Annotated in this window: 12 protein-coding genes and 3 pseudogenes; 9 read left to right on the top strand and 6 right to left on the bottom strand. The window is 60.2% G+C overall.

Features of this window, described 5'->3' with window-relative positions:
* Positions 1 to 106: 106 nt before the first annotated feature.
* The 4 genes and pseudogenes from AAEZ09_RS29375 to AAEZ09_RS02915 all read right to left on the bottom strand — a co-directional run bounded on the left by AAEZ09_RS29375 (position 107) and on the right by AAEZ09_RS02915 (position 2,674).
* A complete protein-coding gene (locus AAEZ09_RS29375; protein WP_412548481.1) occupies positions 107 to 838 on the bottom strand; it encodes a methyl-accepting chemotaxis protein in 732 nt (243 codons plus the stop codon).
* Between the two features lie 132 nt (positions 839 to 970).
* Positions 971 to 1,882, bottom strand: a pseudogene (locus tag AAEZ09_RS29370) (HAMP domain-containing protein); the annotation flags it as partial.
* 262 nt (positions 1,883 to 2,144) lie between these two features.
* Positions 2,145 to 2,447 carry a cell division protein ZapA gene (locus AAEZ09_RS02920; RefSeq protein ID WP_045061902.1) on the bottom strand — a complete coding sequence of 101 codons (303 nt, stop codon included), beginning with the start codon at positions 2,445 to 2,447 and terminating at the stop codon, positions 2,145 to 2,147.
* Positions 2,444 to 2,674 (bottom strand): hypothetical protein, encoded by a 231-nt coding sequence (locus AAEZ09_RS02915; RefSeq protein ID WP_045061903.1) that lies wholly within the window; start codon positions 2,672 to 2,674, stop codon positions 2,444 to 2,446. The genes AAEZ09_RS02920 and AAEZ09_RS02915 overlap by 4 nt, the downstream gene beginning before the upstream one ends.
* Positions 2,675 to 2,998: 324 nt before the next feature.
* On the opposite strand from AAEZ09_RS02915, the pseudogene AAEZ09_RS29365 reads away from it, so the two are divergent.
* The 5 genes and pseudogenes from AAEZ09_RS29365 to selO all read left to right on the top strand — a co-directional run.
* Positions 2,999 to 3,835, top strand: a pseudogene (locus tag AAEZ09_RS29365) (MCP four helix bundle domain-containing protein); the annotation flags it as partial.
* Complete coding sequence (locus AAEZ09_RS29360; RefSeq protein WP_502947560.1) at positions 3,818 to 4,690, top strand: methyl-accepting chemotaxis protein; 873 nt, start codon at positions 3,818 to 3,820, stop codon at positions 4,688 to 4,690. The pseudogene AAEZ09_RS29365 and the gene AAEZ09_RS29360, both read left to right, overlap by 18 nt.
* A gap of 193 nt (positions 4,691 to 4,883) precedes the next feature.
* Positions 4,884 to 6,626, top strand: a complete 1,743-nt coding sequence (locus tag AAEZ09_RS02905; protein WP_045061905.1) for a potassium/proton antiporter — start codon at positions 4,884 to 4,886, stop codon at positions 6,624 to 6,626.
* 33 nt (positions 6,627 to 6,659) lie between these two features.
* The gene (mscK, locus tag AAEZ09_RS02900; RefSeq protein WP_205893429.1) at positions 6,660 to 10,010 is read left to right on the top strand and encodes a mechanosensitive channel MscK; all 3,351 of its coding nucleotides are present in this window, start codon (positions 6,660 to 6,662) and stop codon (positions 10,008 to 10,010) included.
* A gap of 48 nt (positions 10,011 to 10,058) precedes the next feature.
* Positions 10,059 to 11,522 carry a protein adenylyltransferase SelO gene (gene selO, locus AAEZ09_RS02895; RefSeq protein WP_350598069.1) on the top strand — a complete coding sequence of 488 codons (1,464 nt, stop codon included), beginning with the start codon at positions 10,059 to 10,061 and terminating at the stop codon, positions 11,520 to 11,522.
* A 6-nt stretch (positions 11,523 to 11,528) separates the two neighbouring features.
* Here the strand turns inward: selO and AAEZ09_RS02890 are convergent.
* Positions 11,529 to 11,687 (bottom strand): annotated as a pseudogene (locus AAEZ09_RS02890) (helix-turn-helix domain-containing protein); the annotation flags it as partial.
* Positions 11,688 to 11,799: 112 nt separating this feature from the next.
* On the opposite strand from AAEZ09_RS02890, the gene trxC reads away from it, so the two are divergent.
* On the top strand, positions 11,800 to 12,234 hold the full coding sequence (gene trxC, locus AAEZ09_RS02885) for a thioredoxin TrxC (protein WP_045061908.1): 435 nt from the start codon (positions 11,800 to 11,802) through the stop codon (positions 12,232 to 12,234).
* Between the two features lie 97 nt (positions 12,235 to 12,331).
* On the opposite strand, the gene AAEZ09_RS02880 is transcribed toward trxC, so the two are convergent.
* Entirely contained in the window at positions 12,332 to 13,102 is a 771-nt protein-coding gene (locus AAEZ09_RS02880) for a ParA family protein (protein ID WP_045061909.1), read from the bottom strand.
* A gap of 353 nt (positions 13,103 to 13,455) precedes the next feature.
* On the opposite strand from AAEZ09_RS02880, the gene AAEZ09_RS02875 reads away from it, so the two are divergent.
* Genes AAEZ09_RS02875 through AAEZ09_RS02865 form a run of 3 tightly spaced genes read left to right on the top strand, consistent with a single transcriptional unit; the run spans position 13,456 to position 15,207 of the window.
* Positions 13,456 to 14,181 (top strand): beta-ketoacyl synthase chain length factor, encoded by a 726-nt coding sequence (locus AAEZ09_RS02875; protein ID WP_045061910.1) that lies wholly within the window; start codon positions 13,456 to 13,458, stop codon positions 14,179 to 14,181.
* Entirely contained in the window at positions 14,157 to 14,966 is an 810-nt protein-coding gene (locus AAEZ09_RS02870) for a lysophospholipid acyltransferase family protein (protein WP_350598067.1), read from the top strand. The genes AAEZ09_RS02875 and AAEZ09_RS02870 overlap by 25 nt, the downstream gene beginning before the upstream one ends.
* Positions 14,947 to 15,207 (top strand): phosphopantetheine-binding protein, encoded by a 261-nt coding sequence (locus tag AAEZ09_RS02865; protein ID WP_045061912.1) that lies wholly within the window; start codon positions 14,947 to 14,949, stop codon positions 15,205 to 15,207. Before AAEZ09_RS02870 ends, AAEZ09_RS02865 begins: the two co-directional genes overlap by 20 nt.
* The last annotated feature ends 4 nt before the right edge of the window (positions 15,208 to 15,211 follow it).

The raw sequence follows: 15,211 nt of genomic DNA, 5'->3' as shown, positions 1-15,211 counted from the left end.
GCCCGCTCCCATGGGATCTGTGTGTTGAACACACTCTCCGTGAACAACACAGATTCCTGTGGGAGCGGGCTTGCCCGCGATGGCGTCGACCCAGTCACCGCCTTAATCAGCTCAGCTTGAAACTGCCCATCTGCCGCGCCAGATCATCCGCCAACCGCTGCAACGTCTGGCAATCCTCACGGCAAGCCCTGACCTCCCCCGCTGTCGCCCGCGCCAGGTCGGAAATGCCCTGTACGTTGCGGTTGATCTCTTCAGTCACCGCCGACTGCTCTTCGGTCGCCGTCGCCACCTGATGGTTCATGTCGCTGATTCGTTCTACCTGACCAGTAATGGCGGTCAGTGAGGCCCCGGTACGCTGGCTGGACTCAACGCCGGTACCGGTGGCCGCCTGTCCGGAATGCATCGAAGACACCGCATTCTCCGCGCCTTGCTTGAGGCTGCCGATCATCTGCTGGATCTCATCGGTGGACGTCTGCGTGCGTCGGGCCAACGTGCGCACCTCATCCGCCACCACCGCAAACCCTCGCCCCATATCGCCAGCGCGAGCCGCTTCAATCGCCGCATTGAGCGCCAACAGATTAGTTTGCTCGGAAATCCCGCGAATCACCGCCAACACCTGATCGATAGACCCTACCTGATGCGCCAGCTCACCCACAGCTGCCGCGGCGAGGCCAATTTCGTCGGACATGCTCTCGATATGACGAATGGACCCGCCCACCACTTCCCGCGCCTGCATCGCCTCGTCCCGTGCACTTTGCGACGCAACGGCAGCGTTACCGGCGTTCTGCGCGATTTCCTGTACGGTCAGGCCCATCTCATGCACGGCAGTGGCGACCATGTCGGTCATTTCCTGCTGGCGGCCGGAACGCTCGGCGGTATTGTCCACGACCCTGGCAACCTGACCTACAGCTGTGCGCAGGCGCTCGCTGGTCGTCAGCACCTCGCCGATCATGTCGCGCTGGCTGTCCAGGAAGCGATTGAAGCCCCGCGCCAGATCACCGAGCTCATCGGCCCGGCTGGAGTCCAGACGGTGAGTCAAATCTCCACCACCGCTACCGATGGCAACCAGCGCCGCTGTTACCTGGCGGATCGGCCGCACCAGGCCACGGGCCAGCAATACCACCAACAGCAGGCATACCAGGGCGACGGCGAGACCAATGCCGCCACTCATCCACATGGCACGGCGGGCTTCAGCGTAGATCTGCGACTGTGGCACTTCGGCCACCAGCGTCCAGCCCAAATCCCTCAAGGGCAGGCTCAGTGCCAGAAAATCTTCGTCTTCGCGCATGAAGTTAGTGCTGGTGGCAGTTGTTTGACCCATGACGGACCGGGCGGCTGCCTCACCCATCTGCTCGGACAGTGTGCGTTTGCCACTGAACCGAGCTTCGGGATGGACCTGGATCAAGCCGTCAGAACGCACCAGGTAGACCTTGCCGCGCGCACCAAAGCTGTAGTTGTGGATCAGCCCGGAAAGCTCCTTCATGCTCAGGCCAAGCCCTGCAACGCCCACGACTTTACCGGCCTGCTCGACCTTGAGGTCGATGAACAGCGCCAGCTCTCCTGTCGCGGTGTCATTGTCGATATTGAGCGTGCGCGGCTGATCGCTGTCCAGAAATGAGTAGAACCAGGCGTCCTTGGGGTTGGCACGGCTGAGCGTGCGGTCCAGGCCCTTCTCGGTGTAGTAGTGGCTGGACCCGGTGCCCACTATCAATGCAGTGAAGGCCTTGTGCTCGGCGCGAATACCTTCCAGGTAGCTGACAAAACCCGGCGCCTGGGCACTGTTTTCGCCCCCCGCCAGCCAGTCGCGCACCATGCTGTTGCTGGCGATGTCCTTGGCGGCAGTGAGCGGTTGAACAAGGATGCGTTCGATGTCGTTGCGCATCGCTTCGATGCTGGACGGCAGCGCCTGTTCGACCAGATAACTCTGGGCCAGACGATTGACCACGAGGGTATAAATGCCAACCACGATCAGCACGCTGACCAGCAGGGCGGTACCCATGCTCAGGATCAGTTGCCATTGAATACTGCGACGCCAGAACTGCATGGAGCACCCCCAAAGAATAAGAGGCTGGAACACTGCAACAGCCGTGCCGATTGTATACAAGCTAATCGACAATTTATTCTTTGGTTGTGCGCAAAGCCGATCAGGCTTGATTGATGGTCTTGGCGATCACTTCAACCGTGGCGCTGACTTGCTCTTGATAACGGTCGAGTTCGAGCTGATGTTGCTTGCGCATCTCGATCTGCTGAGAGCACAGGTTCATCGCCGCCAGCACGAGCAGCCGGTCACCGATCAGCGTCGGGTACCTCTTCTTCGTGTCAGCCAGTGCAGCCTTCAACATCATGGCGGCGTCCAGCAGGGTTTGCTCCTCCCCGGCCGGCGCCCTGATCGAATAGTCCTCCCCCAGGATGGAGACGACTTTTACCCCTGCGGCGCCCTGACTCATGCGCTGACAGGGCCGGCGCTGACACGCTCAACCAGGGCCTGGATACGCGCTGCGGTAGCGCCGTGTTTCTCTTCCTGTTCCATCAGGTTCAGTTGCAGGTTTTCGTTTTCATCTTTGGCCTGGGCCAATTCTGCGCTCAGGGTCTGGTTCGTGGCGAGCAGGGCCTGGTTCTGTTGTACCAGGTCGCTGACCAGCTGTTCCAATTGGCTAAGGGAGGCTTCCAACATTTTGATTTTCCAAGCATTTTCAAAGGGCGCGTACGATAAAGAAAAGTCACCACGGATGCCAGGGTTATTCAGGCGCAAGGCCTTGATTTTCCTGGCGGGCGACCCTTCTCGCGAGCTTTAAAGACTGTGATTGGCGAATCTGGTTCCTGCACTTCGTCGATAACCCTTGTTGCAGGCTCGAGCTTGCTCGCGACGAACGAAAGACCACCGCACATACCTGGATGCTCGCGTCATCATTCACGACCATCGCGAGCGAGCTCGCTCCTACAGGGAGTGTGCTGTGGATGCGACAAAAAAAGCACAGGCACTCAAGACTTTAGTCTTATGACCGATAAGCCCTCCATACGACAGTCTCAGCGCCGCATGGATGCGCCTTTCCCGGTACACACCATGTCTCTTCGTAATATGAATATCGCTCCGCGGGCCTTCCTCGGTTTCGCCCTGATTGGCGGTTTGATGCTGGTTCTGGGGGTGTTTGCCTTGAACCAGATGAGCAAGATCCGCGCGGCGGGCGAAGACATCGCCTCCGCCAGCGTGCCCAGCGTGAAAAGCCTCGACGAGTTCACGCAATTGACGCTGCGCCTGCGGGTCCTGTCCTACCGCTTGCTGACTAACCGCGAACCCGACGTGCAGCAGAAAACCTATGAGCTGTTCGAGTTGCGTCATCAGCAGATCCGCGCGACGCAGAAGGTTTATGAACCGCTGATCGACGGGCCGGTCGAGCGGGCGGCCTATGACCAGTATCTGCAACTGCTGGGTCAATACCGTCAGCTTGAGGAGCAGATGAAGAGCCTGTCGCGCAACAATCAGGTCGAAGACCTGCGCAAAATGCTCAACACCGAATTGCTGGCCAATTCCGAGGCGGTCAACACGGCACTCGCCAGGTTGCTGGAGATCAATACCCAGCAGATCGCCGAAACCAGCCAGGAGGCAGCCGACCAGTACTCCTCGGCATTTAACCTGGTTGTCGGGCTGCTGGTCCTGGCCTCAGGCCTGACGCTGCTGTTCGCCTGGTTGTTGACCAACAGCATTACCAAGCCGATCGCCAATGCCCTGGAAGCCGCCGAAGCCATCGCCGAGGGCAACCTGACTCGCCCGATCACCGTCGATGGCGAAGATGAAGCCGGCCGCCTGTTGCTGGCCATGTCGAAGATGCAGGAAAAACTGCGCGACACGTTGCAGCGAATTTCCGGTTCGGCGACTCAACTGGCCTCCGCCGCTGAAGAGCTCAACTGCGTCACCGATGAAAGCGCCCGCGGCCTGACCCAGCAGAACAACGAAATCGAACAGGCCGCCACTGCCGTGAACGAAATGACCAGCGCCGTTGAAGAAGTCGCGCGCAACGCGGTCAGCACCTCCGAAGCGTCGAAAAACGCCACGACCTCTGCCGGCGACGGCCGCGACCTGGTCCAGGAAACCGTCAGCGCCATTGAACGCATGAGCGCCGACGTGCAGAGCACCGCAAGCCTGATCGGCGACCTGGCCAACGAGTCCCGGGATATCGGCAAAGTCCTGGATGTGATTCGTGGGCTGGCTGACCAGACCAACCTGCTGGCGCTGAACGCCGCGATCGAAGCGGCCCGTGCCGGCGAGGCCGGTCGCGGTTTTGCCGTGGTGGCGGACGAAGTTCGTGCACTGGCCCATCGCACCCAGCAATCGACCAGCGAAATCGAACGCATGATCGGCAGCATCCAGAGCGGTACCGAGCATGCGGTGAATTCGATGCGCAACAGCACCGAGCGTGCCGAATCGACCCTGAACATTGCCCGCGGAGCCGGACTGTCCCTGGAGACGATCAACAATGCCATTGTCGAGATCAACGAGCGCAACCTGGTGATCGCCAGCGCGGCGGAAGAACAGGCGCAGGTGGCGCGGGAAGTGGATCGCAACCTGGTGAACATCCGGGACCTGTCGGTGCAGTCGGCAACCGGGGCGAGCCAGACCAGCGCGGCCAGTAATGAGCTATCGCGCCTGGCGGTGGATCTGAATGGAATGGTGGGACGCTTCCACCTTTAACACGCAAACGCAGCCCCCCGTGGGAGCTGGCTTCCCAGCTCCCACGGGGGGCTGCGCCAAGGCGGATTCAGCTGTTGGGCATTGATCCGCAAAAGCTTTTTGACAGCATCACATTTCAACAGGTTAGAATCGCTGGCACGCAGACTGCATGGTCAGTTTGTGCCCGCCTTTCAGCTTTCCTGGAGTACTGCCTTTGAATGCGACGACCATCAACAGCCTGTTCTTGATCGGCGCGTTGCTGGTAGGTGCGAGCATTCTGGTGAGTTCACTTTCGTCGCGCCTGGGCATCCCTATCCTGGTGATCATCCTGGCCGTGGGCATGGCGGCCGGTGTCGACGGCGCCGGTATCATTTTCGATAACTACCCTACAGCCTATCTGGTCGGCAACCTGGCACTGGCCGTCATCCTGCTCGACGGTGGCCTGCGAACAAGGGTGTCCAGTTTCCGCGTGGCCTTATGGCCAGCACTGTCCCTGGCCACGGTCGGGGTGTTGATCACCACTGGCTTGACTGGCATGGCGGCCGCCTGGCTGTTCGACCTGAACATGATCCAGGGCTTGCTGATTGGCGCCATCGTCGGTTCCACCGATGCGGCGGCGGTGTTCTCGCTGCTGGGCGGCAAGGGCCTGAACGAGCGGGTCAGTGCCAGCCTCGAGATCGAATCCGGCAGCAACGACCCGATGGCGGTGTTCCTCACCGTCACCCTGATCGACATGCTTGCCAGCGGCGAGACCGGGCTGCACTGGAACCTGCTGGGGCATCTGGTGCGCGAGTTCGGCATTGGCGGCGTCATTGGCCTGGGTGGCGGCTGGGTCATGTTGCAGCTGGTCAACCGAATCAACCTGGCCAACGGCCTGTACCCGATCCTGGTGATCGCTGGCGGGCTTGCGGTGTTCGCGCTGACCAACGCGCTGCACGGCAGCGGCTTCCTCGCGGTGTACCTGTGTGGCCTGGTGATTGGCAACCGTCCGGTGCGCAGCCGTCACGGCATCCTGCACATGCTCGACGGCATGGCGTGGCTGGCGCAGATCGGGATGTTCCTGGTGCTGGGCCTGCTGGTAACGCCACACGACTTGCTGCCGATCGCCTTGCCCGCCCTGGGCCTGGCGCTGTGGATGATCCTGTTCGCACGGCCGCTGTCGGTGATGGTTGGCTTGCTGCCATTCAAGGCCTTCCACGGCCGCGAAAAAGCTTTTATCTCCTGGGTGGGGCTGCGCGGCGCGGTGCCGATCATCCTGGCGGTGTTCCCGCTGATGGCCGGCCTGCCCAACGCCCAGCTCTACTTCAACCTCGCATTCTTTATCGTGCTGGTGTCGCTGCTGGTGCAGGGCACGAGCCTGCCCTGGGTGGCGAAGTTGCTCAAGGTCACCGTTCCGCCTGAGCCGTTGCCGATTTCCCGGGCCGCGCTGGAAGTGCATGTAACCAGCGAATGGGAGCTGTTCGTTTATCGCCTTGGGGCCGAGAAATGGTGCATCGGTTCGCCCCTTCGCGAGTTGAAAATGCCCGAAGGCACGCGTATTGCGGCCCTGTTCCGTGGCCAGCAACTGCTCCATCCGTCGGGTAGTACGGTGCTCGAAGTCGATGATTTACTCTGTGTTATCGGCCACGAACACAACCTCCCGGCCCTTGGAAAACTCTTCAGCCAGGCCCCGCAACGGGGGCTTGATTTGCGCTTTTTCGGCGACTTCGTACTCGAAGGAGATGCCCAGCTGGCTGCGGTTGCTGCCCTGTACGGGTTGAAGGTAGAAGGCATCGATCCGGACATGTCCCTGGGCCGCTTCATCGCGCAAAAAGTTGGCGGTGCGCCAGTAGTGGGTGACCAGGTGGAGTGGAACAACACCATCTGGACCGTCGCGGTCATGGACGGGAACAAGATTGGCAAAGTCGGCGTCAGATTTCCCGAAGGAAGTCGCCCGGGTCCGGGACTCTTCCTCTAAACTCCACACTTCGCCAGCTTTCGATCGGTCTCTATGTCAACCCTGCGCACCTATTTCTTCATGGCCCTGCTGGGCTTGAGCCTCTCTATCGGTACGCTGCAAGCCGCCGAACCGCCCACCAGCGAAGCTGTGCAGGCGAGCCTGGACAAGATTGCCGACCGCAAGCTGCCGGAAGCCGATCAGAAAGCCCTGCAGAGCATCCTGCAAAACACCCTGACACAGCTGGGTAATCAGCGCGATTACGAGCAGAAACTGGCAGCGCTCAAGCAGCAGCTGGCTACCGCGCCCAAGCAGAACATAGAAAACCAGCGCGAACTGGTGCGTCTCAAGGGCACCAAGGTCCTGCCGGTGGAGCAGCGCTTCGCCAACCTGTCGATCCAGCAGCTGGAGCAGATGCTCACCGAGCGCTCTACCCAACAGAGCGATCTGCAAAAAGCCCTGGCCGATGCCAACAGCCTGGTCATCACCGCCCAGACCCGGCCCGAGCGTGCCCAGGCAGAAATCTCCGCCAGCCAGACCCGCATCCAGCAGATCAACAACATCCTGAAGGCCGGCAAGGACGCGGGTAAAACCTTGAGCGGCGAACAGCGCGACCAGCTCAACGCCGAACTTGCGGCACTCAACGCGCTGATCCCCCTGCGTCGCCAGGAATTGGCGGGAAACAGCCAGTTGCAGGACCTGGGCAACAGCCAACATGACTTGCTTACCGAGAAATCGGATCGCCTGGATCAGGAAATCCAGGAGCTGCAAAACCTAATCAACCAGAAGCGCCTGGCACAGTCCCAGGAGACCGTGACGCAACAGTCCATCGAGGCACAGAAAGCCGGGGGCAGCAGTTTGCTGGCCACGGAAAGCTCGATCAACCTGAAGCTGTCCGACTACCTGCTCAAAACCACCGACCGCCTCAACATCGTCACCCAGCAGAACCTGCAGACCAAACAGCAACTCGACAGCGTCACCCAGAGCGACTCGGCCCTGGACGAGCAAATCAACGTGCTCAAGGGCAGCCTGCTGCTGTCGAAAATCCTCTACAAGCAGAAACAGGCTTTGCCGCGGCTCAAGCTGGACCGCGATCTTGCGGACCAGATCGCCGACATCCGTCTGTATCAGTTTGATGTCAGCCAGCAACGGGAGCTGCTGAGCAACCCGACCATCTATGTCGACAACCTGCTGTCCACCCAACAGCCGGAACAGGTTACCCCGCAGTTGCGCAAGAGCCTGCTGGAACTGGCCAATACCCGGGCGGACCTGCTGGAGCGGCTGAACCGCGAACTGAGCGCCGTACTCAACGAATCCATTACCCTGCAACTCAACCAGAAACAACTGCTGAGTACCGCGCAAAACCTGCGCGCCACCCTCGACGAGCAGATGTTCTGGATCCCAAGCAACAAGCCGCTGGACTTCGAATGGATGCACGACGTGCCGGAGCGCCTGCAGCGCCAGGTCACCACCCTGCCATGGGCTTCGAGCCTGAGCGAACTGTCCGACGGGCTGACCCAGCGACCATTGCTGTTCCTGCCCCTGGCGTTGCTGATCGGCGCGCTGCTGTGGCGCCGCAAGAGCCTGTATGCCCGTTTGAACAAGGTTCACCAGGACATCGGCCACTTCAAGCGTGACAGCCAGTGGCACACGCCGCAGGCCATTTTGATCAACATCCTGCTGGCGATGCCGGTGTCACTGGGCCTGGCCCTTTGCGGCCTGGCGCTGCAGATCGACGCACGCGGGCAGAACGCCAATATGGGCGCGGCGCTGTTGCAGATGGCGCAAGCCTGGCTGGTGTTCTACACCGCCTACCGCATATTGGCCCCGGGTGGCGTGGCGGAACTGCATTTCCGCTGGGAGAAGCCACAGGTCGAATTCCTGCAGGGCTGGGTGCGTCGACTTGGTTTGGTCGTGATGGCCCTGGTTGCCGTGGTGGCAGTCGCAGAGCTGCAACCGGCCGCCCTGGCCGATGATGTGCTGGGCATGCCGGTGGTGCTGACCTGTTATGCGCTGATGGCCTGGCTGCTCAGCCGCCTGCTGATCAGCAGCCCGACTCACCAGAACGCCTCGCTGTTCCGCAAGGCCGTGGGCATCCTGTTTACCGCGCTGCCCATCGCGCTGTTCGTCGCGGTGTGCTTTGGCTATTACTACACGGCGCTCAAACTCAGTGATCGGCTGATCAACACGTTGTACCTGCTGATGTTCTGGCTGGTCATTGAAGCCACGTTCGTGCGCGGCCTCAGCGTTGCCGCCCGACGCCTGGCCTATCAGCGCGCCCTGGCCAAGCGCCAGGCCGCCAGGGAAGCGGGTGATGGCGAAGCGGTGATCGAAGAGCCAACACTGGACATCGAAAAGGTCAACGAACAGTCGCTGCGCCTGATCCGCCTGGCGTTGCTGGGCGGGTTCATGGCAGCGCTGTACTGGGTCTGGTCGGACCTGATCACCGTGTTCTCGTATCTGGACAACATTACCCTCTACGAATACACCAGCGGCACCGGCGCCAACATGAGCATGGTGCCGATCAGCATCGGCGACATGCTCGGCGCACTGATCATCATCGGTATTACCTTCGCCCTCGCCCGCAACTTGCCAGGGCTGCTGGAAGTGCTGGTGTTGTCCAAGCTGAACCTGGCGCAGGGCAGTGCCTACGCTACGACCACGCTATTGTCCTATGTGATTGCAGGCGTCGGTTTCGTCTCGACCCTATCGACCCTTGGCGTGAGCTGGGACAAATTGCAATGGCTGGTGGCAGCGCTATCGGTCGGCCTGGGTTTTGGTATGCAGGAGATCTTCGCCAACTTCATCTCCGGCATCATGATCCTGTTCGAACGTCCCGTGCGGATTGGCGACACCATCACCATCGGCAACCTGTCGGGTACGGTGAGCAAGATCCGCATCCGCGCCACAACCATCACCGACTTCGACCGCAAGGACATCATCGTCCCGAACAAGACGTTCATTACCGGCCAACTGATCAACTGGTCCCTGACGGACACCATCACCCGGGTGACGCTCAAGCTTGGCGTCGACTACGGTTCGGACCTGGACCTGGTCAAAGAGCTGCTGCTCAAGGCTGCCCGGGAAAACCCGCGGGTCCTGAAGGATCCCGAACCCCATGTGTACTTCCTCAACTTCGGCGAGAGCACCCTCGACCATGAGTTGCGCATGCATGTGCGTGACCTTGGCGACCGCAACCCGGTGCTCGACGAGGTCAACCGCTTCATCAATCGCGAGTTCAAGAAGCAGCACATCAACATTTCGTTCCGGCAGATGGAGGTCTACCTCAAGAACCTCCAAGGCCAGGAATACAAGATGGTGCCGATTGAACCGGAAGCCAAAACCATTGTGCCGCCGGTCGATGGCAAACCACCGCAGGAACCTCCTGCAGCCAAGCTCGACTAACCCGTCTATCCCTAGCAGAATGCTCGGACATTCTGCTGGAGATGGCCGGTGAAAGCCCTCGACGAACTGACCTTCGATAATCGCTTCGCCCGCTTGGGCGACGCGTTTTCTGCCCATGTGTTGCCCGAGCCGATCGACAATCCACGCCTGGTGGTGGCCAGCCCTTCTGCCATGGCGCTGCTCGACCTCGACCCGGCCGAAGCTCAGACCCGGGAGTTTGCCGAGCTGTTCAGTGGCCACAAGCTCTGGGCCGACGCAGTGCCCAGGGCGATGGTGTATTCCGGCCATCAATTCGGCTCCTACAACCCCCAGCTGGGCGACGGTCGCGGTCTATTGCTCGGCGAGGTCTATAACCAGGCCGGCGAGCACTGGGACCTGCACCTCAAGGGCGCCGGCCAGACGCCGTTTTCGCGCATGGGTGATGGTCGCGCAGTCCTGCGTTCCTCGATCCGCGAATTCCTCGCCTCGGAAGCCCTGCACGCCCTGAACATTCCCACGACCCGCGCGTTGTGCGTGATCGGCTCGGACACCCCGGTCTGGCGCGAAAAGCAGGAACGCGCGGCCATGGTCCTGCGCCTGTCACCCAGCCACATCCGCTTCGGGCATTTCGAGTATTTCTACTACACCAAGCGTCCCGAACAGCAGGACGAGCTGGGCCAGCATGTACTCTCCATGCACTTTCCCGAATGCCTGGAACAGCCCGAACCCTACCTGGCGATGTTTCGCGAGATCGTCGAACGCAATGCCGAGCTGATCGCCAAGTGGCAGGCCTACGGCTTCTGCCATGGGGTGATGAACACCGATAACATGTCGATCCTGGGCATCACCTTCGACTTCGGGCCTTTCGCATTCCTGGATGACTTCGATGCCAACTTCATCTGCAACCACTCCGATGATCAGGGCCGTTATTCCTTCAGCAACCAGGTGCCGATCGGGCAGTGGAACCTCAGCGCGCTGGCCCAGGCGCTGACGCCGTTCATCAGCGTCGAGGCCCTGCGCGAAACCCTCGGCCTGTACCTGCCGCTGTACCAGGCCCATTACCTGGACCTGATGCGCCGCCGGCTCGGCCTGACCACCGCCGAGGACGATGACCAGAAACTGCTCGAGCACCTGCTGCAACTGATGCAGAACAGCGCAGTCGACTACACCCTGTTCTTCCGCCGCCTCGGCGATGAATCACCGGCGCTGGCCGTTGCCCGATTGCGCGATGACTTTGTCGACATCAAGGGCTTCGATGCCTGGGCCGAGCTGTATGTTGCGCGGGTTGCTCGCGAAGGTACGGTCGATCTGGAACAACGCCGCGAACGGATGCATGCGGTGAACCCGCTGTATATCCTGCGCAACTATCTGGCCCAGAAAGCCATCGATGCTGCCGAGAGCGGGGACTATTCAGAAGTCCGCCGACTGCATGCGGTGCTGAGCAATCCATTCGAGCAGCAGCCAGGGATGGAGGCCTACGCCGAACGGCCGCCAGAGTGGGGCAAGCATCTGGAGATCAGTTGTTCTTCGTGATGGTTGTCAGATAAACGTCTCGACCGACACTGCGAAGCGTTCAGCCAGCCAGCGGACCTGCCGCAGGTTGAGCTGACGCTTGCCGCTAAGGATTTCCGACACGACCGACTGCGCTCCTACACCCGGCAGTTCGCTCTGACTCAGGCCGTGCTCGCGCATCAAATAAGTCTGCTCCGGTTTGAATCAGCCTGGTTTCACCAAAATACGCTGCACGATTGAAAACATGAGTAAACGTCTCCAAATCAGTCAAATCGGCTTCTTATCAGGATCCTTGCTCATGACCGAACCACTGCTCATCCCCTGCCCCCATTGCAACGGGCTCAATCGGATCCCAGCCGGGCGCCTGGCTGATCAGCCGAAATGCGGTCGCTGCAAAGCGCCAGTGCTGTTGAAGAGTCCTTTTGAACTGAAGCAAGGTGATTACGCCAGCCAGATCAAGGGGGATTTGCCATTGTTGGTAGACGTCTGGGCTGACTGGTGTGGCCCGTGCAAGTCATTTGCGCCGGTGTTCGAACAGGCGGCCGCGCAGTTGGCAGGCAAATGCCGGCTGGCCAAGCTGGACAGCGAGGCCAACCAGCCGTTGTCGGCTCAACTGGGGATTCGCTCGATTCCCAGCTTGATTCTGTTTAAGAACGGGCGGGAAGTGGCGCGCCAGAGCGGTGCGTTTGCGTTGCCACAGTTGATGAGCTGGTTGCGTAGCCAGGGGATCTGACCACCGCCTAAAAGATCGCAGCCTTCGGCAGCTCCTACAGAATTATGGTCCATCTCGGACCCTGCAGGAGCTGCCGAAGGCTGCGATTTTTTGATCGTCAGGCGTTTTCCAGCAGGTTATGCAGCTCCACAAACTGCTGGGTCAACTTATGCCGTGGGTCCAGATGAATCAGCGGCGTATTGGCCTGGTGCGACTCACGCATCCGCACCGACGTGCCCAGGTATACCGGCAGCACCGGCAACCCTTCAGCGATCAGTTCGTCAAGAATTTGCTGGGGCAGACTCGCGCGGGCCTGGAACTGGTTGACCACAATGCCTTCTACTTCCAGGCCCTCGTTGTGGTCTTCCTTCAACTCTTCGATCTCCGCCAATAACCCATAAAGCGCCTGACGCGAGAAGCTGTCACAATCGAAGGGTATTAACACGCGATCGGCGGCAATCAGCGCCGATACCGCATAGAAGTTAAGAGCCGGGGGCGTATCCAGGTAGATCCTGTCGTAATCCTCGGATAACTCGTCCAGCAGCTTGCGCAGCTTGTTGATCTTGTGCTTCGCCTCGAGCTTGGGCTGCAAGTCCGCCAATTCTGCCGTGGCGGTAATGACATGGAGGTTATCGAAGGGTGTTTCGTAGATATCGACCTGGTTTTTCTTGGAAAACGGCCCGGAGGACAGGGTTTGCTTGAAAAAATCGGCAATGCCCATCGGGATGTCATTGCCGGTAAGTCCGGTCAGGTACTGAGTGGAGTTGGCCTGGGCATCGAGATCCACCAATAGGGTGCGATAGCCCTCGCTGGCGCTGACCGCCGCCAGATTGCAGGCAATGCTGGATTTGCCTACGCCACCTTTTTGATTAAATACCACGCGCCGCATGTCGAAACCTCCGTGTATCAAAGAATGACCGAGTGTAGTGGTCCCTTGCGTCGCTTCGCTACCTCGTTGGGAATTGGACTACAGGGTCATGCGAAAACTCTGAATAAAAAAGGGCCAAGATCAGACAGGATGATCGGATCGAGCCGACATACACGCTGGCCCCGATATGGATAATGCCAAATGATATTTACCAAGGAACCAGCCGGTCCATTTTCCTTGAGCAAAATGTAACCAGCATTTGCTACCCGCTGGCTGCACCGGGATAATGCGCGCCACCTGGCGCTTGACGCCGCGCCATGCTTGTCGCTGGTTCCGTGACTCACCGCGTCAAAAAAGCCCTCAGGGCGGGATGAATGTCTGTGATCAATTTCAACATCGCCCAATGGCGCGCATGGGCCCCTGGGCTCGAAAGCGTGGACGATTGGCAGGCCTGGAGTCGCCAACCGGTGGTCCTGCAGGCCAGCGATGCAGCCCCGGACGTCTCATTTCTGCCCGCCATGCAGCGACGCCGGCTCAGCCGCCTGGCGCGAATGGCCTTCAGTGTCGGCTGGCCGCTGGCCGATGGTCGCAAAGACCTGCCGCTGGTCTTTGTTTCCCGCCATGGTGAAACACCGCGCACGTTCGACATCCTTAGCGACCTGGCCGCCGATCAACCGCTGTCACCGACCCAGTTCAGCCTGTCCGTGCACAACGCGATCATTGGGCTGTGGTCGATCATGCGCGCAGAGACCAGCGAGATGACCGCCCTGGCTGCTGCCGGCGACGGGCTTGAACACGGCATGCTGGAAGCCGTGGCGTTGATCGGCGAAGGCGCGCCGGCCGTGTTGCTGGTGATCACCGAAGAACAGCCGCCGCAGGCCTACTCGCGGTGGATCGACGACGTGCCGTTCCCTTACGCACTGGGCCTTCTGATCACACCCGGCAACGATTGGCAGCTGTCCCTGAACAGTGCTACGGATACAGTGTCAAAAGCTCACTGGCCCCATGCCCTGAATCTCTTGCATACCCTGTTCGGCCAGCAGACTACCTGCCAACATGCCTGGAAAAATCGTGTATGGACCTGGCAACGCAACCTTTGACCGAAAAGAGCCGCGACGCCTATTACTGGCGACTGCTGGCGACCGCCGCAAGCTTCGCCCTGTTCGGGCTGGGCGGGCTGTGCCTGCGTCTGGTGATTTTCCCCGTACTTAATTGCCTGCCCGGGGATCCGCAGACCCACCGAATGCGTGCGCGGCGAACCGTGAGTCGGTGCTTCTGGTTTTTTGTGCGGTTCATGGCTCGGGCCGGCGTGTTGACCTACGATATCCAGGGCGCGGAAAAACTCGGCAGGCCGGGGCAAATGATTATTGCCAACCACCCGTCGCTGATCGATGTGGTGTTCCTGATTGGCCTGGTGCGCCACACCAACTGCGTGGTCAAACAAGGCCTGTGGGAAAACCCTTTCACTCGCGGCCCGCTGCGCAGCACCGAATACATCAGCAACGACGGCAGCATGGATATGCTAGACGCCGCCGCCGACGCGTTGAAAAGCGGCCAGACGCTGATCATCTTCCCCGAAGGCACCCGCACCCAGCCTGGCCAATCGCCGGCCTTTCATCGGGGCGCCGCTTCCATTGCCCTGCGCGGTGCGAAAATCCTCACCCCGGTCACCATCAAGGTCAATCCCAGCACCTTGACCAAAGCCGAAGCCTGGTATCGCATCCCCAAACGCCGCGTGCACTTCAGTTTCCATGTCGGGGCCGACATAGACCCACAGGCCTTCGCCGCCTGCGGCCCTGCACCGCAAGCCTCGCGCAAGCTCAACGATTATTTGCATTCCTACTACATCAAGGAGCTCGCCGAAGATGAGCGATCTACACCGTGAAATCAAACAACTGATCATCGACGCCCTGGGCCTTGAAGACATCAGTGCGCAAGAGATCGGCGACGACCAGACCCTGTTCGGCGAAGGCCTGGGCCTGGATTCGGTCGATGCACTGGAGCTCGGCCTGGCCATCCAGAAAAAATACGGCATCAAGATCGACGCCGACGCCAAAGACACACGCAATCATTTCAGCAATGTGGCGAGCCTTGCGGCGTTCGTTACTGCAAAACAGGCAGCTTGAGACC

The organism is Pseudomonas sp. 65/3-MNA-CIBAN-0223 (assembly GCF_040310425.1).
GTDB lineage: Bacteria > Pseudomonadota > Gammaproteobacteria > Pseudomonadales > Pseudomonadaceae > Aquipseudomonas > Aquipseudomonas gregormendelii.
This window is presented reverse-complemented; position numbering and strand designations above follow the sequence as displayed.

What these genes read in the sequence shown, in the direction of transcription:
- AAEZ09_RS02880 (WP_045061909.1), bottom strand. Translation starts at nt 13,102, where the DNA reads ATGCGGCGCGTGGTATTTAATCAAAAAGGTGGCGTAGGCAAATCCAGC.
- mscK (WP_205893429.1), top strand. Translation starts at nt 6,660, where the DNA reads ATGTCAACCCTGCGCACCTATTTCTTCATGGCCCTGCTGGGCTTGAGC.
- AAEZ09_RS02865 (WP_045061912.1), top strand. Translation starts at nt 14,947, where the DNA reads ATGAGCGATCTACACCGTGAAATCAAACAACTGATCATCGACGCCCTG.
- trxC (WP_045061908.1), top strand. Translation starts at nt 11,800, where the DNA reads ATGACCGAACCACTGCTCATCCCCTGCCCCCATTGCAACGGGCTCAAT.
- AAEZ09_RS29375 (WP_412548481.1), bottom strand. Translation starts at nt 838, where the DNA reads ATGGTCGCCACTGCCGTGCATGAGATGGGCCTGACCGTACAGGAAATC.
- AAEZ09_RS02920 (WP_045061902.1), bottom strand. Translation starts at nt 2,447, where the DNA reads ATGAGTCAGGGCGCCGCAGGGGTAAAAGTCGTCTCCATCCTGGGGGAG.
- AAEZ09_RS29360 (WP_502947560.1), top strand. Translation starts at nt 3,818, where the DNA reads ATGTCGAAGATGCAGGAAAAACTGCGCGACACGTTGCAGCGAATTTCC.
- AAEZ09_RS02870 (WP_350598067.1), top strand. Translation starts at nt 14,157, where the DNA reads ATGGACCTGGCAACGCAACCTTTGACCGAAAAGAGCCGCGACGCCTAT.
- AAEZ09_RS02915 (WP_045061903.1), bottom strand. Translation starts at nt 2,674, where the DNA reads ATGTTGGAAGCCTCCCTTAGCCAATTGGAACAGCTGGTCAGCGACCTG.
- AAEZ09_RS02875 (WP_045061910.1), top strand. Translation starts at nt 13,456, where the DNA reads ATGTCTGTGATCAATTTCAACATCGCCCAATGGCGCGCATGGGCCCCT.